We start from the raw sequence: 21,400 nt of genomic DNA, 5'->3' as shown, positions 1-21,400 counted from the left end.
ACAAGGCCTAACGCTGAATTAAGCCGCGTCGCGAAGCGACGTCGGCTTGAATGAATTGTTAGGCAGCAGTGGCCGAGAAATTGCCGAAGGCAATGCTGCCGGCTTGAACAACCCAACGCAGGCCGATGATGCCACAGCCTGCAGGGCAGGGCTTGCCCGATGAAGCCGGACGCGCGGAACCACCGAAGCCAAACGCAAGCCGAATGCGGCAAACGTGACGCCAGGGCCGGAGTCGAAAACTTGCCGATGCCGGGAACGGTGAAGAGCAGTGACCGGAGCCGACCGGCAAACGGGCAATGGGTTTGCCGAAGCAGGAACCACCACCCAACTTTTACAACTGCGGCCTAACGTTTGACATGAGGGGCGGCCAAGGGCGCCAGCCCTTGGACGTCCCCCTCGATGGAAGGGTTAGGCATCACTGCGTGTTCGCTCGAATGCCTGGCGTGTTTGAACCATGTACACGGCTGGACCATCTGGGGTGGTTACGGTACCTTGCCTCTCAAACCCCGCTTTCTCGTAGCATCGGATCGCTCGCAAGTTGCTCGGCGACGGGTCCGTTTGGATCTTGGTGACCTCGGGATCATTGAACAGCAACTCAACCAGAGCTCGAACCAGCTTGGTTCCCAAGCCTTTGCCCAGTTGTGATGCATTCGCCAGTGACTGGTCTATTCCGCGTACTCCTGGATCGGTTTCTTCTTCCCACCATCCGTCCCCGCTTCCAAGAGCAACGTACGACTGGGCATACCCAATCGGCTCTCCATTCAGCATTGCAATGTATGGAGTGACGGACTCTTGCGCTAAAACGCTTGGCAAGTACTGTTCCTGTACGTCAGCAAGTGTCGGGCGTGCTTCTTCTCCGCCCCACCACTCGACGATATGAGATCGATTTAGCCACTCATAGAGCATCGCAAGGTCATGCTCAGTCATGAGGCGCAGTGTGACGGAATCGTTGCTGTTGGTCACGATGCTGTACTTTGTGATGCCTAACACCTAAGTTAAGCCGCGCCGCGCAGTGGAGCGAACCACATGGCAAGCTGTACCTGCCATGTGGTTTGCGTAACGAAGCGGTGTCGGCTTGAACGCATTGTTAGATGCCAGCCGAGTCAGTGAGCACTGGCGTTTGAGAACAAGTTAAGCACGGCGACCCCACTGACTATGAGGCCCATGCCAACAAAAGCCCAGAGGTCGAGCTTTTGACCATGAAATATCCATGCTATAGCCGCCACAAGCACGATACCTAGCCCCGCCCAGACCGCATACGCTATTCCTACCGGAATGGACTTAAACGCAAGAGACAGGAAGTAAAACGCAATCCCATAGCCAGCAATAACTACAACTGATGGGACTATCTTTGTGAAGCCTTCGCTGGATTTTAGTGCGGATGTTGCGACGACCTCTCCGACTATTGCAATAGCCAAGAACAGCCAGCTTTTCATCTTTCCTCTCCTTATCGCGCGAGGAACAATAGTGGGGCCGGCGTAGAACAGAAAACAGTCTTGCATGGAGATTTTTTCTGTGAGCACCCGACTGTCCACATGGCATCTAACGCTTATTGGACCGCCTAATTGCGGCAATGTGCAGATTATGGTCGTTTGTGCGGGCATTGTGAATCAGGGAATTCCTACGCCTGTTCAATGGCTTGGATGACGTTTCAGGGCCGTTGGCAGCCCTAGGCTGGCGGTGTTATGCCGCAGGAGTGCCGCCCTATGAGTTACACCCCTCAGACATCCGGTGTAACGGGTGCCCAATCGCCGAAACTGCTTGATCAGGTCAGGGAGCGGATCCGCTTCCGGCATTACAGCATCCGTACCGAGCAGGCCTATACCGGCTGGATCCGGCGTTTCATCCTGGCCAATGGCAAGCGCCATCCGAAGCAGCTGGGGGCGCGGGAGGTGGAGGCGTTCCTTACCCGATTGGCAACGGAAGGCAATGTATCGGGGGCCACCCAGAACCAGGCGTTGTCGGCGCTGCTGTTCCTGTATCGGGAAGTGTTGGGAGTGGATCTGCCGTGGATGGAGGAGGTGGTGCGGGCCAAACGGCCTCGGCGCTTGCCGGTGGTGCTGTCGCAGGAGGAAGTGGCCCGATTGCTCGCGGCGATGCCGGAGGGGCTGACGGAACTGATGGCCCGCCTGCTTTACGGTACCGGCATGCGGCTGATGGAATGCCTGCGGTTGCGGGTGAAGGATGTGGATTTTGCGCGGCGCGAAATCTGCGTGCGCAGTGGCAAGGGCGACAAGGATCGACGGGTACCGTTGCCGGCCTCGCTGCAGGACCGGCTGTCCGCCCAGCAGCAGCGCTCGCTGCTGCAGCATCGTGCCGATCTGCTGCAGGGGCATGGCCGGGTGTACCTGCCGAACGCGCTGGCGCGGAAGTATCCGGCCGCAGAGGGCGAGCCGGGCTGGCAGTACCTGTTTCCTTCCGAACGGGTTTCGCGCGATCCGCGTACCGGCAGGATCGGGCGTCACCACGTCGCCGAGGAAACGCTGCAGCGGGCGATCAAGGCCGGGCGTACGCGGGCGGGGATCATCAAGCCCGCGACCTGCCATTCGCTGCGGCACTCCTTCGCCACCCACCTGCTCGAAGCCGGGCACGACATCCGCACGGTGCAGGAGCTGCTGGGGCACAAGGATGTGGCCACCACGCAGATCTATACCCACGTGCTCGGCCGCGGTGCCGGTGGATTGCTGAGTCCTCTGGACCGCTTGCCGGGAGCATTGCTCCCGGCGCAATGACGGCTCAGCCGTCCAGCAGCGAGGTGTCGCGCACGGCGCCCTTGTCGGCACTGGTGGCCAGCAGCGCATAGGCCTTCAGCGCGCTGCTGACTTTGCGCGGACGGGCCTCGGTCGGCTTCCAGCCACGGGTGTCCTGTTCGCTGCGGCGGCGTGCGAGCTCGGCCTCGTCCACCAGCAGGTCGATGCTGCGCTGGGGGATGTCGATGCGGATTCGGTCACCGTCGCGGACCAGACCGATGGCGCCGCCGGCGGCGGCTTCCGGCGAGCAGTGGCCGATAGACAGCCCCGAGGTGCCACCGGAGAAACGCCCGTCGGTGAGCAGCGCGCAGGCTTTGCCCAGGCCCTTGGATTTGAGATAGCTGGTCGGATACAGCATTTCCTGCATGCCCGGGCCGCCCTTCGGGCCTTCGTAGCGGATCACCACCACATCGCCGGCCTGCACCTCGTCGCCGAGGATGCCTTTGACCGCCGCGTCCTGGCTTTCATAGACGCGGGCGTTGCCTTCGAATACGTGGATGGATTCGTCCACACCGGCGGTCTTGACCACGCAGCCGTCGGCGGCGAGGTTGCCGTACAGCACCGCCAGCCCGCCTTCCTTGGAGAAGGCGTGGGCGACGCTGCGGATGCAGCCGTTGGCGCGGTCGGTATCCAGTGACGGCCAGCGGGTGGACTGGCTGAAGGCGACCTGGGTGGGAATACCGGCCGGTCCGGCCTTGTAGAACTGGTGCACGCTCTGGTCGGCGGTCTGGGTGATGTCCCAGCGGGCGATCGCATCGCCCAGCGTGCGTGCGTGCACGGTCGGCACATCGGTGTGCAGCAGTCCGCCGCGCGCCAGCTCCGCCAGGATGGCCATGATGCCGCCGGCGCGGTGCACGTCCTCGACGTGATATTTCTCCGAGTTCGGCGCGACCTTGCACAGCTGCGGCACGCGCCGCGACAGGCGGTCGATATCGCGCTGGTCGAACGCCACGCCGGCTTCCTGCGCGGCAGCCAGCAGGTGCAGGATGGTGTTGGTGGAACCGCCCATGGCGATATCCAGCGTCATCGCATTCTCGAACGCTTCGAACGTGGCGATGCCGCGTGGCAGCACGCTGGCCTCCTCGCCGCCATACCAGCGGTGGCACAGCTCCACCACCAGCCGCCCGGCGCGCTTGAACAGGCCCTCGCGGTCGCTGTGGGTGGCCACGACAGTGCCGTTGCCTGGCAGCGACAGTCCCAGCGCCTCGGTCAGGCAGTTCATCGAATTGGCGGTGAACATGCCCGAGCACGAGCCGCAGGTGGGGCAGGCGCTGCGTTCGATCGCGGCCACTTCCTCGTCGCTGATCGAGGCGTCGCCGGCGGCGACCATCGCATCGATCAGGTCCAGCTTGTGGTCGGCCAGGCGGGTTTTGCCCGCTTCCATCGGTCCGCCGGAAACGAACACCGTCGGGATGTTCAGCCGCAGCGCGGCCATCAGCATGCCGGGGGTTATCTTGTCGCAGTTGGAGATGCACACCAGCGCGTCGGCACAATGCGCGTTGGCCATGTATTCGACCGAGTCGGCGATGATCTCGCGGCTGGGCAGCGAGTACAGCATGCCGTCGTGGCCCATGGCGATGCCGTCGTCCACGGCGATGGTGTTGAACTCCTTGGCCACGCCGCCGGCGGCCTGGATCTCGCGCGCGACCAGTTGGCCCAGGTCCTTCAGGTGCACGTGGCCGGGCACGAACTGGGTGAAGGAGTTGACCACCGCGATGATCGGTTTGTGGAAGTCGCCGTCGGTCATGCCGGTGGCACGCCACAGGGCGCGGGCGCCGGCCATGTTGCGGCCGGCAGTGGAGGTTTTCGAGCGGTATTCAGGCATGGGATCGAACGCGACAATGGGCGCAACGGCACCTTGGCCGTTGATTCTGCATAAAAAACCCGGTTGCAGCTGCAACCATCGCGCAGGCTCCGGCATGTCTGAAACTGACTTGGCGGTTCAGGCCGGTACACGGCGAAATTCCCGCCGCCAGCGGTGATCGGGCATTATTCGCCAATCTCTCTTTCACCAGGATTCGAAGATGAAGCGCTCCCGGACTACCGCGCTGCTGCTGATGAGCGCCGCGCCGCTGCTGTTCACCGCCTGCCAGAAGGAAGACGCCGTGCAGGTGCAGGAAGGGCTGTACACCTCGGTGGAGGCCTGCAGCGAGGCCACCGGCGATCCCTCCGCCTGCCGCACGGCGTTTGCCGCTGCACAGCAGCAGGCCGCCGATGCCGCGCCCAAGTACGCCAGCAAGGAAGAGTGCGCCAAGGAGTATCCGGCCGAGCAGTGCGTGCAGCAGACCACCAGCGCCGGCGGCTCTTTCATCGGCCCGATGATGATGGGCTTTTTCATGTCGCAGATGCTTAACAGCGGCCGCGGCGCAGTAGCCGCACCGCCGGCGGCGCAGCCGGCGTTCAAGGACAAGGCCAACGGCTGGGCCAAGCCCGCACCGGGCGGCACCGGCGGCCTGAATACCGGCAGCGGCATCGGTGCCGGCAAGGCCGGTCTGGCGCCGGTGACCACCCAGCCCAACCGTGCGGTGACCGCCAGCCGTGGCGGCTTCGGTGGCAACAGCCGCGGTCGCAGCAGCGTCGGCGGTTGATGCGGTGAGGCGTATTGCGATTGCCGAGCGCGACAACTGGCGCGCGCGTGCGGCCGAAGCCGGCTTCCGTTTCCACACCATCGACGGCGCGCCGTACTGGGATGAAAGCGCGTACTACGCCTTCACCCTGCGGCAGATCGAAGACGACATCGAGGACCCCAGCGCCGAGCTGCACGCGATGGCGCTGGATCTGGTCGGCGAGGTGGTGGCCAGCGACGAGCTGATGACGAGGCTGGCCATTCCCGAGGGTTTCCGCGACTGGATCGCCGAAAGCTGGCAGCGGCGGGATCCGCATCTGTATGGCCGGCTGGACTTCGCCTACGACGGCAATGGCCCGGCCAAGCTGTACGAGCTGAACTACGACACGCCCACGTCGCTGTACGAGGCGTCGTTCTTCCAGTGGCAATGGCTGGAGGACCAGCGCAACCGCGGCGGGCTGCCGGCACACGCCGACCAGTTCAATTCGATCCACGAAACTCTGGTGGAACGCTTCGCCGAACTGGCCGCGCGCCTGCCGCCGCCGCTGTATTTCAGCGCGGTGGGTGAATCGGAGGAGGACCAGGGCACGGTGGCCTACCTGCGCGATTGCGCGGCGCAGGCCGGCCTGCATGGGGCGGCGATCGCGATCGAGGACATCGGCCTTTCGGCCGACGGCCGCTTCACCGATCTGGACGATGTGGTGATCGGCAGCCTGTTCAAGCTGTACCCGCTGGAAGACCTGATGCGCGAGGAATTCGGCGCGGCGCTGCCGCGTTCGGGCGTGCAACTGCTGGAGCCGGCGTGGAAGGCGGTGCTGAGCAACAAGGGCATCCTGCCGCTGCTGTGGCAGCGCCATCGCGGCCATCCCAACCTGCTGGAGTCGTATTTCGACGATGGCAGCGCGCTGCCGGCCGGCTGGGTGCGCAAGCCGCTGCATTCGCGCGAAGGTGCCAATGTCGCTATGCATATGGCCGATGGCAGCTGGCAGGAAAGCGAAGGGCCGTACACCGGGCCGAGCATCCGCCAGGCGTTCCACGCGCTGCCGGGGTTCGAGGGCAACTATCCGCTGGTCGGCAGCTGGGTGGTGGGCGACCACGCCTGCGGCATCGGCATCCGCGAGGATGACAGCCGCATCACCCGCGACAGCGCCCGGTTCCTGCCGCACGCCATCATCGATGACGCACCGCAGGGAAGTACGCGTATCTACCTCTGAGGGCCAAGTGACTCTTACCCTTCTCCCGCTGGGGTGAAGGCGTGTTGCTTGCGAGCCATTGGCTCGCACACGCTTGAACGCCCGGCGCGCTGCGCGGGGCCGGGGCGCGAAGCGAGGTGCTCCGAAGGGGGCGGATGAGGGTACGGGCGAAACCTCGTGCAGCCGCACATTGCGAGGCTGCTGCGCAACCCTCACCCCAACCCCTCTCCCAGCGGGAGAGGGGCTTTGCAAGCGCTACAGCAGGCCGTCGCGCTTGACCGCCAGATAGCGCTCCACCAGCGCGGACGGCAATTCTTCTGCGGTGACATCCAGCACCATCACCCGGTGGCTGCGCAGGGCCTCGTGGGCGGCGCTGCGCTGTTGCAGGTAGCGGGCGATGGCGCCGGCCTGCAGCGCGTCGGCCAAGGTGTCGACATCGGCCGCCAGGGCCTGGTCGAGCTCGCGTTCGCGCAGGCTGGCCACACACACCAGATGTCGCTTCTGCAGCAGCCGCACCGCAGCCAGCAGATCCTCGATGTCCTCGTCGCGCACGTTGGTGACCAGCATCACCAGCGCGCGGCGTGACTGTCGCAGCGACAGTTCGGTGGCCGCGGCCAGATAGTCGGTCGCCACCGGCTGCGGCTGCAGGTCGTAGCTGGCGCGCAGCAGCGTGTCGATGCCGCCCATGCCACGTTGCGGGGCGACCCAGCGGGTCTGCCCGCCGCTGGCGAACAGGCCGACGCCATCGCCCTGCCGCAGCGCCAGATACGCCACCACCAGCGCGGCATTGAGTACATGGTCGAAGTGCGACAGGCCGCCTTCGTCGGCCATCATGCGGCGCCCGGTGTCGATCATCAGCAGCAACTGCTGGTTCTTCTCGTCCTGGTACTCGCGCGAGATCAGTTTGCGCGCCCGCGCGGTAGCCTTCCAGTCGATCTGCCGCAGGCTGTCACCGACCCGGTATTCACGCATCTGGTGAAAGTCGGTGCCTTCGCCGCGACGCCGCTTCAGGTGAGCGCCGACCAGTCGCGAGGCCATCTCCGCGCTGAGCAGCGCATAGCGGGTGAGCGGGGCGAAGTTGGGATACACGCGCACGGTCTGCGGCGGACCGGCAAGGCGCAGGTGCCGCCACAGCCTTAGAGGCGAATGCAATCTCAGCTGCACGCCCTGGAAGGCAAAGCTGCCACGGTTGGCGGGCGTGAAGCGGTAGCTGAAACGCGCTTCGCTGGCCGCCGCCAGGCTGAGCCGGCGTGGCAGGCCATGGCTGCTCCAGCCATCGGGCACAAGGTCGAATACGTCCAGGCGCTGGCGGCCGAACGTCTCCAGTTGCAGCCAGGTTTCGCGCTCCACCCCCAGCGCCAGTGCGTCGGGCAGCTCACGCCGGACCTGCGGCGTGGGCCGGCGCCACAGCAGCAGTGCATCGAGCGCGGCGAGCATGGCGATCATGCCGGCCACCGCCTGCCACAGTGGCAGCGGCAGATAGCGCAACGCCACCGCGATGCCCAGCAGTCCCCACAGCACCAGCAGCGCGAGCAGCAGCGGGGCGGGTCTCATGCGGCGATCTCCGCAGGTGTGTCGGTACTGGTAGCAGGAAGACGGTGCAGAATTTTTGTTGCTTGTGCTTTTTGGCTTTTGACTTTCATTGCCGTAGAGCGAGCCGAGCACCGCAGCAGGTAGAGGGGCGTAGAGGCGCACATGTCTGAGCGCAGCGAGTTGTGCGCCGTCCCGTCGACATGTGAGGAGCGCAGGGAACCGGCGGGCGAAGCCCGACGGATCGCGTCCGGGCCGTGTTTTCTTTGGGCCATCTTTATTTGCACGAGCAAAGAAAGGTGGCTCGCTCCTGCGCAGCGGGAGTGAAAGCCTTTGTTACTGTTTGATGCTTTTCCGGAGCGCATAAACAACAGCCAAGCCAAGGCCTTTGGGCGTGTCCGATTTTTTGTGTGTGAGGCGGTTTAGTCCGGAAGTCTCTTTCAGCGAGCCAGCGTGAATCGGTCTTCGTAGATTATCGCGAACTGGTTCATCGCCGCTTTCCAGTGCTGAGACGCGCGGCTCCACTCGGCGGTGATGTTCCGCAGCGCCAGCCAGATCAGCTTGGTGGCGGCCTCGTCGCTGGGGAAGTGGCCGCGGGTCTTGATGATCTTGCGCAGGCGCGCATGCACGCTCTCGATTGCGTTGGTCGTGTAGATCACCCGGCGCACGTCCGGCGGGAACGCGAAGAACGGCACCACGCGCGTCCAGGCACGGCGCCAGGCGGCGACCACCGTCGGGAAGCGCTCGCCCCAGTCGCCGGCCTCGAACGCATCCAGCTCGGCCTCTGCGGCCTCGGCGGTCGGGGCCGTGTAGATCGGCTTGATCGCCGCCGCCAGCGCCTTGCGGTCCTTCCAGCCCGCATAGTCCAGGCTGTTGCGGATCAGGTGCACGATGCAGGTCTGCAGCGTGGTCGCCGGGAACACCGCTTCCAGCGCCTCCGGGAAGCCCTTCAGGCCGTCAGCCACGCCGATCAGGATGTCGTTGACGCCGCGCGTCTTGAGGTCGTTGAACACCTTCATCCAGAACTTCGCGCCCTCGGTGTTCTCGATCCACAGCCCGAGGATGTCGCGGGTGCCGTCGGCCAGCACGCCCAGCGCCAGATACACCGCCTTGTTGCGCACCACGCCGTCCTCGCGGATCTTCACCCGCAGCGCGTCGAAGAACACCACCGGATACATCGCTTCCAGCGGCCGCGCCTGCCATGCGGTGACCTCGGCCATCACCTCGTCGGTGACCTTGCTGATGAACTCCGGCGACACCTCGACGCTGTACATCTCGGCCAGGTGCCCCTGGATCTCACGCACCGTCATGCCGCGGGCGTACATCGAGACGATCCGATCGTCGAACCCGGCGAAGCGACGCTCGTGCTTGGGGATCAGCTGCGGCTCGAACGTACCCGTCCGGTCGCGCGGCACGTCGATGCGCAGCGGACCCTCGTCGGTCAGCACCGTCTTGCCGCTGCGGCCGTTGCGGTGGTTGCCGCTCCCGCCCTCGGCGTCGGCCAGGTGCAGGCCGAGCTCCGCGCCCAGCGCCCGCTCGATCACGGCCTTCTTCAGCTGCTGGAACACGGCTTCGACCCCGGCCGCGTCCATCGGACCCGGGATCAGCTTCTCGAGAAATTCCTTCGGCAGATCAATGGCCGGCGTGACCACCGGCGTCTTCTTCTTGCGTGGCATACATGCTCCTTGGCAGCATCATGGTATGCCTCTCACACAAAATTTCTGACACGCTCAGGCCTTTGAGCAAGAGCTTTCGCCCCTGCTTCGCGAGGGGCGAGTCACTTTCTTGCCCGTGCAAGAAAGTAACCAAAGAACACGCCGCTGGGACGCGAGCCGATGCGGTGAAGCCGCATCGTCACCTTGTGCTCCTCGTGAATCGGGAGTCGGCGCACAACTCGCTATGCTCAGACATGTGCGCCTCTTCGCCTCCGATTCACTGCGGTGCTCAGCTCGCTTTACAGCGGGCCAGAAGCTCAAAAGCCGGAAGGCGAAAGCAGGTTCACAAGCAACACCCATCCAAACCGGCCCGCTCCTTCGCCCTGGGTGCGAAAGAGCCGGTGCAAAAGCCACAGGGCCGCCGGCAGAACTCACTTGCGCGGTGCCTCCACCTTGGCCAGCAGTGCGGTGAGCACGTCGTCGGTGGACTGGCCTTCGATCTGCATTTCCGGTGCCAGCGCGATGCGGTGCCGCAGGGCCGGCCTGGCGATTTCGCGCACGTCATCGGGGGTGACGAAATCACGCCCGGACAGCACCGCCAGCGCCCGCGCCGCACGCACCAGCGCGATGCTGCCGCGCGGCCCGGCGCCCAAGGCGATACCCGGCCACTTGCGGGTGGCGGCGACGATGCGCACGGCATAGTCGATCACCTGCGGATCAACAGTGATCGCCGCCACCGCCTTCTGCAGTTCCACCACCTCGGCACCACTGAGTACGCGCGGCACCTGCGACAGGTTGAAGTCGCTGGCGGTGCGGCCGGTGGTGATCGATTCGACCATGCGCTTTTCGTCCTCCAGCTGCGGATAGTCGATCAGCACCTTCAGCAGGAAGCGGTCCAGCTGTGCTTCGGGCAGCGGATAGGTGCCTTCCTGTTCCACCGGGTTCTGTGTGGCCAAGGTGAGGAACGGCGGGGTCAGCGCGAAGCCGCGACCCTCGATCGTCACCTGGCCTTCCTGCATTACTTCCAGCAGCGCCGACTGGGTCTTGGCCGGGGCGCGGTTGATCTCGTCGGCCAGCAGCAGGTTGGTGAACACCGGCCCACGGCGGATCTTGAAGCTTTCGGTTTTCGGGTCGTACACCGCATGGCCGCTGACATCGCTGGGCATCAGGTCCGGGGTGAACTGCACGCGTGCGTAGTCCAGCTCCAGCGCCTGTGCCAGGGCGCGCACCAGCAGTGTCTTGCCCAGCCCGGGCACGCCCTCGATCAGTACGTGGCCGCCGGCCAGCAGGGCGATGAGGATCTGCTCGAGCACCTCGGTCTGGCCGATGAAGGCCTGGCCCACCGCGCTGCGGATGCGTTCCACCGCCTCGATCAGGCCGCTGTTGTCCACCGATGGCGCGGCCACGGGTGCAGCAGGTGCAGCGGGGGCGTCTGCGGGGAGAGTGGGCAGGGGCGGCAAGTGGTTCATAGCTGGTTTCTCATCTGGATCAGCAAACGGATGCGCTCGCGCAGGGTGGTGTCGTCCTGCGAAGCGGGCAGTTTCAAGGCGTTCTGCACGCGCGCCAGCGGCCACTGCAGATGGTCGGCGATGGCCTGCGCCTGCGCATCGCCGCTGAGTGCGGCCGCCAGTGGTGCGCGGCGGCGCAGGCGGGCAAGGAAGGTCTGGCGCACGGCGTCGTACAGCAGAGGGGACTTGCCGTAGCGGTGCAGGTGTTCGCCGCTGGCACGCACGTGTTCCAGCAGCGAGCGGCGCTCCTCGCGCGGTGAAGGCAACAGGGCGCCGAAGCGCTGGCTGCGCGCCCACAGCCAGGCCAGCAATGCCAGCAGCAGCGGCAGCCAGACCGGCCAGCCGCGCTGCAGCAGCAGCTTCCACAGCGAAGGGGCTTCGGCCGCGTACAGCAGGTGGATGGTGCCCTTGCCGTAGTTGGGCGCCAGCACCAGCCGGGCCAGCTCCTGGTGGGGGATATCGCGCAGGCCGGGTTCGGCTTCCATGCCGCGGCGGCCGTTGCGCAGGAAGTCCATGTCGGCCAGCACATCGACGCGGCCGAGGCCATGGCGCAGACGTGCATAGACCAGCGTCTGTGCGTCCTTGTCGTCGTACCAGCGCGCATCGGTGCGGATATCGTCGTCGAGGGTGAAGCGCTGGCTGCTGCAGAATTCGTAGTGCATTTCCTGCCCGGCGACCTGCCACTGCAGGCAGCCCGATGATGCGCCGCTGTGGTGGATGCCCAACCGTTCCAGCAGGCCATCGTCATTGCCGTCGGCATCCTCGCGGGCGCCGGGAATACGCAGCAGCAAATGGCCGCCGAACTCCACCCAGTCCAGCAACGCGACGACCTGGCGGGAATCCAGCCGGCGCGGATCATCCAGCATCAGCACGGTGTCACGTGGCTGCAGCTGCATCGCCGCCAAGTCCAGTTTGCGGCGTGATTCGGCCTGGATGCCGTCCTTGCGCAGGCTTTCGCGCAGGGCGAACAGCGGGTTGTAGGTGGGCTCGCCATAGGCGGGCAACGGGACTTCATGCGCACGGCGCTCGAAGTTGCGCAGGAACCACGCCACCGCCAGCGCCGCCAGCAGCAGTGCCAGCAGGCCGAGCAGGGCGTTGCGCCAGCGCGGGGTCATGCGGTCCATCCGTGCTGCTGGAAGTGTGCCAGCAGGGTTTCGAACTGCGCCGCATCCGGCAGGCGTCCGGCATAGGCGGCGTATTGCCAGGTGCGCACCACCTGCACGAACAGCTGGCGGTCGGCTTCCAGCGGCATGCGTTGGGCGGCACGCAGGCAGTGCGCCTCGGTGGCACCGGGCGGCAGCACGATGGCGGCGCGCGTGCCGAGCACCTCCACCGCCGCGCGATACAGCAGCGCCAGCGCGTGGCGGGGCTTGCCGTCGCGCCACAGCTGGCGGGCACTGCCGATGATGTCCGACGGCAGCGTTTCAGGCAGTTGCAGGGCTTCCTCGGTGAGCGCTGACAGCGGCTCGCGGCGACGCCGGCCACTGCCACGCAACCAGGGCAGCCACCAGCGGCTGGTCAGCAGCAGCGCGACCACGACGGCGCCGACCACGATCCACAACAGGCTTTCGCTGAGCACCGCCAGCAGCGTGGTGGTGAATCTGCCGACGTTGCCAAAATCGAACTTCCACGGTTCTCTATGGGATGTTTCGGCCGGCTTGCGCTGCCAGCGCGTGACACTGCGGCTTGCGCCCAGTTGCGGATCCTCATAGGCGCGTGCGGCAGCCTGGCGGAAGCCGGCGGTATCGGCATGGTCCGTGCCGAATACCGTCACCGGAGTGGCGGCGGTTGCCGGTGTGGCAGCGCCTTTCTGGTTGGCATGGGCAGTGGCATCGCCGGCCTCCTGTGCATGCAGCGGCAGCGGCAGCGACAAGGGCAGGCAGGCCAGCGTCGCCAGCAGCAGGAGCGGGACGGTGCGCGTGAGCCGCTCCCGCAGGCGGCGGAAGGCGATCTCCACATCCCAGGCTTCCAGCTGGGTGCGGCGGTTGAGGTACAGGCCGAAGCCGGCGCCGCTGTAGAACGGCCCGATCAGCGTCATCCCGATCCAGGCCAGGAAATTGAAGCCGATCCAGGCCCACACCGGGGTGTCCTTGCCGATCAGCGACCACGCCGCACGCAGGGATTCGGACAGCAGTTCCACCGGCACGAACATGAACACCAGCGCGATGCCGGCCAGCTGCAGCATCACTTCAAAATGCCAGCACATGGCGGTCAGCAAGCTGGCGTGGCCATAGCTGGCGCCCGCCAGGGCGCGCCGCCGCCGGCGACGTTGTGCCCGCTCACCGCCTTCGAGCAGATCCACCGGCATCAGCAGCGAGCGTGCCGGGCTCAGCCGCCGCCACAGCAGGTGGGCCCACAGCCCGCGCCAACCCCAGCTGCATTGCGCGCGCAGGGTCTGGCGGGTGTCGGGGACGGAGCCAAACGCACCGCGCGAGATCACATACAGCGGAATCCGCTCGAACACCGGCTTGAGCCACCACAGCGCGACGGCAGGCAGCCAGGCGCTGTCCAGCCACACCCCGAGCAGGTTCAGCAGCGCGAATACCGGTAGCGTCAGCAGCAGCCACGGCTTCCAGATCGCCCCGGCATGGCGGCGCACCAGCGCGGTGCCCAGTTCCATCGCCTCCCACTGCGAGCGCGGGCGCAGCACCACGTCGAGCTGGTCAATCCGCATGACCACCTCCGCGTCCGCCACGCCCCAGCCAGAGCAGCACCAGCACCCACAGCACGGCCGACACGCTGTACTTGCCCCACGCCGGCACGGCGGCGGTGGAGGACCAGAACGCCTCGATGAAGGCGGCCACCAGCAGCATGAAGGCCACGCCCAGGCACAGCCGCGCACCGATGATGCCGCCTTCGACCAGCGCATCGATGCGGCGCTTGCGCCCCGGCGCCAGCAGCTTCAATCCCAGCTGCAGACCGGCACCGCCGGCGATGACGATGGCAGTCAGCTCGAACGGTGCATGGCCGACGACGAAGCGCCAGAACGGATCGCCAAAGCCCACCTGCTGCAGGTGCCCGGCCACCGCGCCGATGGTGATGCCGTTGAACAGCAGCACCAGCACCGTGCCGATACCGGCCAGCAGGCCACTGGCGAAGGTGCGCAGGCCGATGCTGATGTTGTTCATGATGTAGTGGCCGAACATCGCCCAGTCGGTGCCGCTGTCGCGGCCCAGGCGGTCTGCGGCCGGGTCGTACATCTTTTCCATCTGCGCGATCTGGCGCGGGTCCAGCAGCAGATGGATCAGTTCCGGCTGGTACTGCAGCAACACGAAGATGCCAACCAGCGGCAGCACGAACAGCGCGCAGGCCACCCACATCGCCGCGGCCTGGTTGCGTACCAGCTGCGGGAAGTCGGCGATGAGGAATTCCACCGCGCGCTGCCAGCGCGGCGGCGGCGTGCGGTACAGCAGGTTGTGGCCACGCTGCATCAGCTGTTGCAGGCGCTCCACCAGTTGCGGGCTGTAGCCGCGGCGCCGCGCCAGCGCCAGGTGCTGGCACAACCGCCGGTAGCGTTCGGGGATGGTTTCATCGCCGGGCAGGTCGGGGTCGAGGCTGCCGCGCACCTTGCGTGCACTGTCGCCGCGCCGTTGCAGCCAGTCCTCGAACTGCTGCCATTCGTGCTGGTAGCGGGTGACGAACTGCTCCTGTCTCATCGCCGCCCCAGCAGCCAGTTGGCCATCGCGTACAGGCGCAGCACGCCATTCTGGCCGCGTGCCCCGCTGAGCGCCGAGGCGATATCCCCCAGCTCCTGCTGGCGTGCCGATGACAGCGCCGGTGCCCGTTCGGCGAAGGCGATCACCGCCATCTGCTCGCCCGGCTGCAGCGGCACCGGCGGGGCCAGCACGGCATCGGTACGGGCCGGCGCGATCGCCACGCGGGGCGGCAGATGCACCACCAGCGTGCCAGCGACCAGATCGCCGAGGCGGCGGCCATAGGGGTCGTACAGGCAGGTGATCAGCCCCAAGGCGTAGCCGAACGGGAGCATGTCCACGGTGCGCAGCAGGTTGCGCACGATCGCCGCCATCCAGCCCAGCGGTGCACCGTCGCGTGCGACTACGCGCAGTCCCAGCGCTTTTTTCCCCAGGGTCTGCCCCAGCCACACTTCCAGCACGATCGGATATGCCCAGAACATCAGGAACATCAGCCCCAGATACAGGCCCTGGCCGAGTCCGTCGATCGCCGCCAGTAACGGGCTCATCAGCGCCAGCACGCCAAAGCGCACCATCAGGTCGATCAGCCACGCCAGCGCCCGCGGCACCGGCCCGGCGGCAGGCAGCTGCAAGGGCACGCCTTCGGGCGTGATCACTTCACGGCAGGTATCGAGCATCGCCGCTGACCATGTCACCGCATCACCATCGCGGCATCACACAGGGTCCGGTTGCGCGCAAGGGACCCGCTTCCGGTCCGGACAGGTACCACTGGCATGCGGGTCTCGACGGCGTCCTTGATGAGCGGCGACTTTAACCGCCGGCAGCGGAAAATCCCACGCCCGGCGCAGGCAGGGTGTGTAGCGCGGATCAGCTGGCGTCCTGCATGCCGCGGTACTGGTCCTTGATGCGCACATAGTGGTCGGCCGAATAGCGCAGTCCTTCGATGTCCTTTTCGCTGAGCTGGCGCATCAGCCGTGCCGGGTTGCCGGCCCACAGCTCGCCGCTGCGCACCACCTTGCCCGGCCCCACCACCGCACCGGCGGCGATGAAGGCGTTGGCCTCGACCACCGCGCCATCGAGGATGCACGCACCCATGCCGATCAGGCAGTAATCGCCGATGGTGCAGGCATGCAGGATGCAGCCATGGCCGACCGTCACCCCCTCGCCGATCAGCGTCGGGTAGCCACCCTTGTTGTACGGGCTGTCGTGGCTGACATGGATGATGGTGCCGTCCTGCACATTGGTACGCGCACCGATGCGGATGTGGTTCACATCGCCCCGGATCACCGTGCCCGGCCAGATCGACGCGTCATCGCCGATCACCACATCGCCAATCACCGTGCAGGCCGGATCGACATACACGCGTTCACCCACGATGGGCATTTTGTCGAGGAAGGGGCGGAGGGAGGTCATGGCGGGATTCATCGGTGTGATTGCAGACACGATGATACGCAGCGACGCGCTGCCATCCCAGCACGCCAGCGGCGGGCGTGGTTGCGACACACGCTTGTGCACGCGCGGATGGCCCGGTGCACGCAGCAGCCTGCCTTCATGCCACAGCTGTAATCAGCTGCGGCGCTGCTGGTTGCAGCTCAGGCGACCTTCCCGCGCCGCACCCGTTCCAGATGCACCAGCAGCAGCGAGATCGCCGCCGGGGTCATGCCGGGAATGCGCTGGGCCTGGCCGATGGTCTGCGGACGTACGCGCTCGAACTTCTGCAGCGCCTCGGCCGAGAGCCCGTGCACCGCTGAGAAGTCGAAGCCCTCGGCGATCACGGTGTTCTCGTGGCGTTGCTGGCGTTCGATTTCCACCCGCTGGCGGTCCAGATAGCCGGCGTACTTGACGCTGATTTCCACCTGTTCGGCCACGCGCGGATCGTCCACGCCGGGGCCGAGTGACGGCACCTGCATCAGCTTGGCGTAGTCCAGTTCCGGGCGTTTGATCAGGTCCAGCACATTGGTCTCGCGGGTCACCGCCACGCCGGTGGCCTCGGCGACCTCGCGGCCCAGCGCGTTGGCCGGCGTGGCCCAGATGCCGCGCAGACGCGCGCTCTCGGTGGCCACGGCGTCCTGCTTGGTCTGGAACGCCGCCCAGCGGCGGTCATCGACCAGCCCCAGCTCGCGGCCGGTGGGGGTCAGGCGCACGTCGGCGTTGTCCTCGCGCAGCTGCAGGCGGTACTCGGCGCGGCTGGTGAACATGCGGTACGGCTCGCTGGTGCCGTGGGTGATCAGGTCATCGACCAGCACACCGATGTAGGCCTCGTCGCGGCGCGGGCTCCAGCCGTCCTTGCCCTGCACGAACAGCGCTGCGTTGATACCGGCCAGCAGGCCCTGTGCGCCGGCTTCCTCGTAGCCGGTGGTGCCGTTGATCTGCCCGGCGAAGAACAGCCCGGACACCTGGCGGGTCTCCAGGGTGTTTTTCAGCCCGCGCGGATCGAAGAAGTCGTATTCGATAGCGTAGCCGGGGCGGGTGATGTGCGCGTTCTCCATGCCGCGGATCGAGCGCACCAGTTCCAGCTGCACGTCGAACGGCAGCGAGGTGGAAATGCCGTTGGGGTAGATCTCCACCACGTCCAGGCCTTCGGGCTCGACGAAGATCTGGTGGCTGGCCTTCTCGGCGAAACGCACCACCTTGTCCTCGATGGACGGGCAGTAGCGCGGGCCGATGCCTTCGATCTGGCCGCTGTACAGCGGCGAGCGGTGCAGCGCGCCGCGGATGATGTCGTGGGTGCGCTCGCTGGTGTGGGTGATCCAGCAGTTGACCTGGCGCGGATGCTCGCGGACATCACCGAGGTAGGACATCACCGGCAGCGGATCGTCGCCGGGCTGGGCGTCCATCACGCTGTAGTCCAGCGAGCGGCCGTCGATGCGCGGCGGCGTACCGGTCTTCAGGCGGTCGATCACGAACGGCCGCTCACGCAGGCGCGCGGCCAGCGTGGTCGCCGGCGGATCGCCCATGCGCCCGGCGGTGTACTGGGTCTCGCCGATATGGATCTTGCCGGCCAGGAAGGTGCCGGCGGTCAGCACCACGGCCGGCGCGTGGAAGGTCAGCCCGGTCTGGGTGATGGCGCCACGGATGGCATCGCCCTCGATCACCAGGTCATCCACCGCCGCCTGGAACACGGTCAGGTTCGGCTGCGATTCGACGATGCGGCGGATCGCCATGCGGTACAGGTTGCGGTCGGCCTGGCAGCGGGTGGCGCGCACCGCCGGGCCCTTGGAGGCGTTGAGCGTGCGCCACTGGATACCGGCCAGGTCGGCGGCATGTGCCATCGCCCCGCCCAGCGCGTCGATCTCCTTGACCAGATGGCCCTTGCCGATGCCACCGATGGCCGGGTTGCAGCTCATCGCGCCGACGGTTTCGACGTTGTGGGTCAGCAGCAGGGTGCGTGCGCCGCCGCGGGCCGCAGCCAGCGCGGCTTCCGTGCCGGCGTGGCCACCGCCGATGACAATGACGTCGTAACGGGAGAAGGAGTCGTTCATGGCAGGGGGGTCGTGGCTGAAAGTGTGATGCCGGTTGACGGGGTATTCCTACGCGCCGACGGTGGATGTGCTGATTTTACCGCCATTGCGGCTGTTGCCCGGGATTGGCACGCAACCTGCGTCTACTGCTTCGCACCCAGCGTGGCATGCGACACAGGCGCAACAGGTCGGAATTGGAACAGGGGCCGACCGGAGCGCACGCTGGGGGAGCGAGGGGCCGGCAGTGAGGGGACTGCCGGCCCCGTTTCTTTATCCGCCGATCGCGGCTGTACCTGCTGTCAAAACACAAAGCCCCGGGAGACCGGGGCTTTGTGCTTGGTAGGTGCCGATGTCCGACAGGGCCGGAACAGGGGGGATCCAGATTTCCTGGCGGACATCGACATTGAGCTGCCCAGGCGACACCGGTTTGGGTCAGATTGCGACGCTGCGGGTCACCTGCGTCGGCTAGATTGCCTGAGTTTTTTGCGAATGCAAGTCTTTCAGCGCTCCTGGACGTGGACCGGACGGCCCTGGCGGTTCTGTGAAGGCTGTCGTGCCGGTGCCGCGGGGCGCGATTGCACCGGCTGGCGTGGAGCGACCACGGCAGGACGGGCCTGTTGAGCCGGCCTGCTGGGTGTCGGGCGCGTCTGCGGACGCTGTACGCGGTCCATGTCGCGCCACGGCGCCTTGCTGCCGCCGCCGTTCACCGGCGGGCGATGACCCTGTGGCGGGCGTGGCCGGTGACCGTTTTCACCACCGTGTCCGGGACGATGGTCGCCGCCGCCGTGCCCCGGGCGATGATCATTGCCATGACCGTGCTGCGGTGGACGGGAGGGCGGACGGTGGTTGTACGGCGGCCGGTAAACCGGCGGACGGTAGAGGGGGTAGCTGCCGTAGCCGTAGTACCCGCTGTCATAGCCGTAATAACCGCCGTAGCTGCCGCCATAGGGGTAGCCGTACGGATAGCTGTATTGCGTGGAAGGTGAGCCGTGGTAGTAGCCGCCAGCGCCACCGCCCACGTAGTCGTAGGTGGCGCAGCCGCCGAGGCCAAGCAGCAATCCGGCAGCGATGATCAGGCGTTTCATGATGTGTGTCCCCCCATGGCGATGGTGCCAGCTTCCGGTGATGCGATTGAATCGGCCCTTAACTCGGCCCGCATAGCTGAACGGAGTGAGGGTGTGGTCGCGATGGCCCCGGACCCGGAGCCTACGTTAATCTTTCGCCATGGCCGAATTTCCCCTGCCCGGTAGGCTTCAGATGTGGGTGACAGTGGCGCGTGCCGCCGCGCATATCGGCGCGTTTCAGGTACTTCGTGCGTGCGTGCCGGGCCGGCTGGGGCCGGCGGAACGTGGCACCGCGATGCCGCTCCGCTCCCGGTGCGGCGCATGAGCGGACGGCGGCTGGGCATGTGGGGCTGGCTGTGGCGGTTGTGCCTGCTGCTGTTGCTGTGGCTGCTGGGCGTGGCGGCGTGGATCATATGGGTCGGCGACAACGACCAGGCCGCGCCGGCCGATGCGATCATCGTGCTGGGTGCCGCCGCCTATGACGCCAGACCCTCACCGGTATTTGAAGAGCGCATCCGCCATGGTCTGGACCTGTACCAGCGCGGCTACGCGCCGAAGCTGATCTTCACCGGTGGCTTTGGTGGCAGCGGCGCACGCTTTTCCGAATCGCAGGTGGCGCGGCGTTACGCGCTCAGGCAGCAGATTCCCGACCGCGACATCCTCATCGAGACCCGCTCGCGCACCACCCGCCAGAACCTGATCGAGGCGCGCCAGCTGATGGATGCCAACGGCATGCGCCGGGTGATTCTGGTCAGTGACCCGCTGCACATGGCACGCGCGCTGCGACTGTCACGGGAACTGGGCATCGACGCACTGGCTTCGGCCACGCCGAGCACGCGCTTCCGCAGTTTCAACAGCAGCTGGCGTTTTCTGGCGCAGGAAATCTACTTCTTCCATCGCGACCTGCTGGCCGGCGCGGCCTGAGCGGTGCTCGTGCGGGTGAGCAGCGGAGGGAAGGTGGCGGGGAACGGGTAAACGCCAAGGCGATGCATCGCACGCCCGCAGTTCAGGCCCATATTCCTGCCCAACCTTCATCACTCACTTACGTCGGGTTTTTCCGCCGGATCGGAATCGCCGATACCGGCACGCTGGCCACGTCGTGGCCATGTTCGCGGATCGGCGCGCCCGGTTCCGGTGCCCAGGCCTGCGCGTAGATGACTTCCCAGCTGCTGGGCAGCTTGCCATCGGTACGGCGCAGCGGTTCGTAGGCGGCCTGCGCGGCGTTGAAGCGGCCACGCCCGGTGAGGGTGTGGCGACGGCTGTGCATCGCATTGGTCGCACCGATCGCCTTGAGCTCGCGCATCAGCGTCGGCAGGTCGTCGTAGGTGAGGGTGAACAGGTCGCGGTCCAGCACCGGGTCGCGGAAGCCGGCCATCATCAGCGCATCGCCGAACTGGGCGATCTGCACGAACGGGCTCACATGCGGGGCGTCGTCGGCCTGCGAGAAGGCCTCGCGCAGTTCCACCAGCGTGTCCGGGCCGAAGGTCGAGCACACCAATAGACCGCCAGGCTTGAGCACGCGGCGGAAACCGGCGAACACCGCCGGCAGGTCTTCCACCCACTGCAGGCACAGGTTGCTGAAGATCACATCGACGCTGTTGTCGGCCAGCGGCAGGGCGCGGGCGTCGGCGCACAGGCGCGTGAACGGGCGCCACCAGCCGGCCTGCTTTTTGGCCTCGGCGAGCATCGGCAGGGCCAGGTCCAGCGCGATCACCTGCGCCTTGGGCCAGCGTTTCTTCATCGCCGCGGTGGAATGCGCCGGGCCGCTGCCGACATCCAGCACCACCTGCGGCTGCCGGTCATCCAGATAGTCCAGCGATTCCAGCAGGCGCGTGGCGACTTCCTGCTGCAGCACGGCGGCGGCGTGATAGCTGGAGGCGGCGCGGGAGAAGGCGCGGCGGACGTGTTTGCGGTCGAACAGGGAAGACATGGCAGGTACGCAGGCGGGAACGGGGAATCGGCAGCAGCGGCGCGGGTCAGCTCAGAAGGGGGAAGGAGCGGGACACATGATCTTCGATGG

Annotated in this window: 18 protein-coding genes; 4 read left to right on the top strand and 14 right to left on the bottom strand. The window is 66.4% G+C overall.

The window, feature by feature from the left end; all coding sequences use genetic code 11:
* Window positions 1-408: 408 nt before the first annotated feature.
* Together ACSBPQ_RS14465 and qac are read right to left on the bottom strand one after the other, a co-directional pair.
* Window positions 409-963: an aminoglycoside N-acetyltransferase AAC(6')-Ib4 gene (locus tag ACSBPQ_RS14465; protein ID WP_003159191.1), complete on the bottom strand. Its 555-nt coding sequence runs from the start codon at window positions 961-963 to the stop codon at window positions 409-411.
* A 140-nt stretch (window positions 964-1,103) separates the two neighbouring features.
* Window positions 1,104-1,436: a quaternary ammonium compound efflux SMR transporter QacL gene (qac, locus tag ACSBPQ_RS14460; RefSeq protein WP_442682785.1), complete on the bottom strand. Its 333-nt coding sequence runs from the start codon at window positions 1,434-1,436 to the stop codon at window positions 1,104-1,106.
* 270 nt (window positions 1,437-1,706) lie between these two features.
* On the opposite strand from qac, the gene ACSBPQ_RS14455 reads away from it, so the two are divergent.
* Window positions 1,707-2,732 carry an integron integrase gene (locus ACSBPQ_RS14455; protein ID WP_442682784.1) on the top strand — a complete coding sequence of 342 codons (1,026 nt, stop codon included), beginning with the start codon at window positions 1,707-1,709 and terminating at the stop codon, window positions 2,730-2,732.
* 4 nt (window positions 2,733-2,736) lie between these two features.
* Here the strand turns inward: ACSBPQ_RS14455 and ilvD are convergent, their stop codons facing one another.
* Window positions 2,737-4,575 (bottom strand): dihydroxy-acid dehydratase, encoded by a 1,839-nt coding sequence (gene ilvD / locus ACSBPQ_RS14450; RefSeq protein ID WP_442682783.1) that lies wholly within the window; start codon window positions 4,573-4,575, stop codon window positions 2,737-2,739.
* Between the two features lie 199 nt (window positions 4,576-4,774).
* Here ilvD and ACSBPQ_RS14445 point away from each other — a divergent pair, with 199 nt between their 5' ends.
* A complete protein-coding gene (locus ACSBPQ_RS14445; RefSeq protein ID WP_442682782.1) occupies window positions 4,775-5,338 on the top strand; it encodes a DUF1190 domain-containing protein in 564 nt (187 codons plus the stop codon).
* A gap of 4 nt (window positions 5,339-5,342) precedes the next feature.
* A complete protein-coding gene (locus tag ACSBPQ_RS14440; protein WP_442682781.1) occupies window positions 5,343-6,530 on the top strand; it encodes a glutathionylspermidine synthase family protein in 1,188 nt (395 codons plus the stop codon).
* 234 nt (window positions 6,531-6,764) lie between these two features.
* Here the strand turns inward: ACSBPQ_RS14440 and ACSBPQ_RS14435 are convergent, their stop codons facing one another.
* The 10 genes from ACSBPQ_RS14435 to ACSBPQ_RS14390 all read right to left on the bottom strand — a co-directional run bounded on the left by ACSBPQ_RS14435 (window position 6,765) and on the right by ACSBPQ_RS14390 (window position 19,401).
* Window positions 6,765-8,063 (bottom strand): DUF58 domain-containing protein, encoded by a 1,299-nt coding sequence (locus tag ACSBPQ_RS14435; RefSeq protein WP_442682780.1) that lies wholly within the window; start codon window positions 8,061-8,063, stop codon window positions 6,765-6,767.
* Between the two features lie 416 nt (window positions 8,064-8,479).
* A complete protein-coding gene (locus tag ACSBPQ_RS14430; protein ID WP_001137513.1) occupies window positions 8,480-9,715 on the bottom strand; it encodes an IS256-like element ISEc58 family transposase in 1,236 nt (411 codons plus the stop codon).
* Between the two features lie 410 nt (window positions 9,716-10,125).
* Window positions 10,126-11,163 carry an AAA family ATPase gene (locus ACSBPQ_RS14425; protein WP_442682779.1) on the bottom strand — a complete coding sequence of 346 codons (1,038 nt, stop codon included), beginning with the start codon at window positions 11,161-11,163 and terminating at the stop codon, window positions 10,126-10,128.
* Window positions 11,160-12,317: a DUF4350 domain-containing protein gene (locus ACSBPQ_RS14420; protein ID WP_442682778.1), complete on the bottom strand. Its 1,158-nt coding sequence runs from the start codon at window positions 12,315-12,317 to the stop codon at window positions 11,160-11,162. Before ACSBPQ_RS14420 ends, ACSBPQ_RS14425 begins: the two co-directional genes overlap by 4 nt.
* Window positions 12,314-13,876: a DUF4129 domain-containing protein gene (locus ACSBPQ_RS14415; RefSeq protein ID WP_442682777.1), complete on the bottom strand. Its 1,563-nt coding sequence runs from the start codon at window positions 13,874-13,876 to the stop codon at window positions 12,314-12,316. Before ACSBPQ_RS14415 ends, ACSBPQ_RS14420 begins: the two co-directional genes overlap by 4 nt.
* Complete coding sequence (locus ACSBPQ_RS14410) at window positions 13,866-14,858, bottom strand: stage II sporulation protein M (protein WP_442682776.1); 993 nt, start codon at window positions 14,856-14,858, stop codon at window positions 13,866-13,868. Before ACSBPQ_RS14410 ends, ACSBPQ_RS14415 begins: the two co-directional genes overlap by 11 nt.
* The gene (locus ACSBPQ_RS14405; protein ID WP_442684602.1) at window positions 14,855-15,532 is read right to left on the bottom strand and encodes an RDD family protein; all 678 of its coding nucleotides are present in this window, start codon (window positions 15,530-15,532) and stop codon (window positions 14,855-14,857) included. Before ACSBPQ_RS14405 ends, ACSBPQ_RS14410 begins: the two co-directional genes overlap by 4 nt.
* Before the next feature lie 190 nt (window positions 15,533-15,722).
* Window positions 15,723-16,268 (bottom strand): gamma carbonic anhydrase family protein, encoded by a 546-nt coding sequence (locus ACSBPQ_RS14400; RefSeq protein WP_442682775.1) that lies wholly within the window; start codon window positions 16,266-16,268, stop codon window positions 15,723-15,725.
* A 179-nt stretch (window positions 16,269-16,447) separates the two neighbouring features.
* Window positions 16,448-18,337, bottom strand: coding sequence for a tRNA uridine-5-carboxymethylaminomethyl(34) synthesis enzyme MnmG (mnmG, locus tag ACSBPQ_RS14395; RefSeq protein ID WP_442682774.1), 1,890 nt, complete (start codon window positions 18,335-18,337; stop codon window positions 16,448-16,450).
* A 479-nt stretch (window positions 18,338-18,816) separates the two neighbouring features.
* Window positions 18,817-19,401 carry a hypothetical protein gene (locus ACSBPQ_RS14390; RefSeq protein ID WP_442682773.1) on the bottom strand — a complete coding sequence of 195 codons (585 nt, stop codon included), beginning with the start codon at window positions 19,399-19,401 and terminating at the stop codon, window positions 18,817-18,819.
* 300 nt (window positions 19,402-19,701) lie between these two features.
* On the opposite strand from ACSBPQ_RS14390, the gene ACSBPQ_RS14385 reads away from it, so the two are divergent.
* The gene (locus tag ACSBPQ_RS14385; RefSeq protein WP_442682772.1) at window positions 19,702-20,304 is read left to right on the top strand and encodes a YdcF family protein; all 603 of its coding nucleotides are present in this window, start codon (window positions 19,702-19,704) and stop codon (window positions 20,302-20,304) included.
* A gap of 118 nt (window positions 20,305-20,422) precedes the next feature.
* Here the strand turns inward: ACSBPQ_RS14385 and bioC are convergent, their stop codons facing one another.
* Window positions 20,423-21,310 carry a malonyl-ACP O-methyltransferase BioC gene (bioC, locus tag ACSBPQ_RS14380; protein WP_442682771.1) on the bottom strand — a complete coding sequence of 296 codons (888 nt, stop codon included), beginning with the start codon at window positions 21,308-21,310 and terminating at the stop codon, window positions 20,423-20,425.
* Between the last annotated feature and the right edge of the window lie 90 nt (window positions 21,311-21,400).

Source organism: Stenotrophomonas sp. JC08, from assembly GCF_052180205.1.
Lineage (GTDB): Bacteria > Pseudomonadota > Gammaproteobacteria > Xanthomonadales > Xanthomonadaceae > Stenotrophomonas.
This window is presented reverse-complemented; position numbering and strand designations above follow the sequence as displayed.

Excerpts from the sequence above, each read along its gene's own strand:
- qac (WP_442682785.1), bottom strand. The coding sequence starts at position 1,436 with ATGAAAAGCTGGCTGTTCTTGGCTATTGCAATAGTCGGAGAGGTCGTC.
- ACSBPQ_RS14455 (WP_442682784.1), top strand. The coding sequence starts at position 1,707 with ATGAGTTACACCCCTCAGACATCCGGTGTAACGGGTGCCCAATCGCCG.
- ilvD (WP_442682783.1), bottom strand. The coding sequence starts at position 4,575 with ATGCCTGAATACCGCTCGAAAACCTCCACTGCCGGCCGCAACATGGCC.
- ACSBPQ_RS14445 (WP_442682782.1), top strand. The coding sequence starts at position 4,775 with ATGAAGCGCTCCCGGACTACCGCGCTGCTGCTGATGAGCGCCGCGCCG.
- ACSBPQ_RS14435 (WP_442682780.1), bottom strand. The coding sequence starts at position 8,063 with ATGAGACCCGCCCCGCTGCTGCTCGCGCTGCTGGTGCTGTGGGGACTG.
- ACSBPQ_RS14430 (WP_001137513.1), bottom strand. The coding sequence starts at position 9,715 with ATGCCACGCAAGAAGAAGACGCCGGTGGTCACGCCGGCCATTGATCTG.
- ACSBPQ_RS14425 (WP_442682779.1), bottom strand. The coding sequence starts at position 11,163 with ATGAACCACTTGCCGCCCCTGCCCACTCTCCCCGCAGACGCCCCCGCT.
- ACSBPQ_RS14420 (WP_442682778.1), bottom strand. The coding sequence starts at position 12,317 with ATGACCCCGCGCTGGCGCAACGCCCTGCTCGGCCTGCTGGCACTGCTG.
- ACSBPQ_RS14415 (WP_442682777.1), bottom strand. The coding sequence starts at position 13,876 with ATGCGGATTGACCAGCTCGACGTGGTGCTGCGCCCGCGCTCGCAGTGG.
- ACSBPQ_RS14410 (WP_442682776.1), bottom strand. The coding sequence starts at position 14,858 with ATGAGACAGGAGCAGTTCGTCACCCGCTACCAGCACGAATGGCAGCAG.
- ACSBPQ_RS14405 (WP_442684602.1), bottom strand. The coding sequence starts at position 15,532 with ATGCTCGATACCTGCCGTGAAGTGATCACGCCCGAAGGCGTGCCCTTG.
- ACSBPQ_RS14400 (WP_442682775.1), bottom strand. The coding sequence starts at position 16,268 with ATGACCTCCCTCCGCCCCTTCCTCGACAAAATGCCCATCGTGGGTGAA.
- mnmG (WP_442682774.1), bottom strand. The coding sequence starts at position 18,337 with ATGAACGACTCCTTCTCCCGTTACGACGTCATTGTCATCGGCGGTGGC.
- ACSBPQ_RS14390 (WP_442682773.1), bottom strand. The coding sequence starts at position 19,401 with ATGAAACGCCTGATCATCGCTGCCGGATTGCTGCTTGGCCTCGGCGGC.
- ACSBPQ_RS14385 (WP_442682772.1), top strand. The coding sequence starts at position 19,702 with ATGAGCGGACGGCGGCTGGGCATGTGGGGCTGGCTGTGGCGGTTGTGC.
- bioC (WP_442682771.1), bottom strand. The coding sequence starts at position 21,310 with ATGTCTTCCCTGTTCGACCGCAAACACGTCCGCCGCGCCTTCTCCCGC.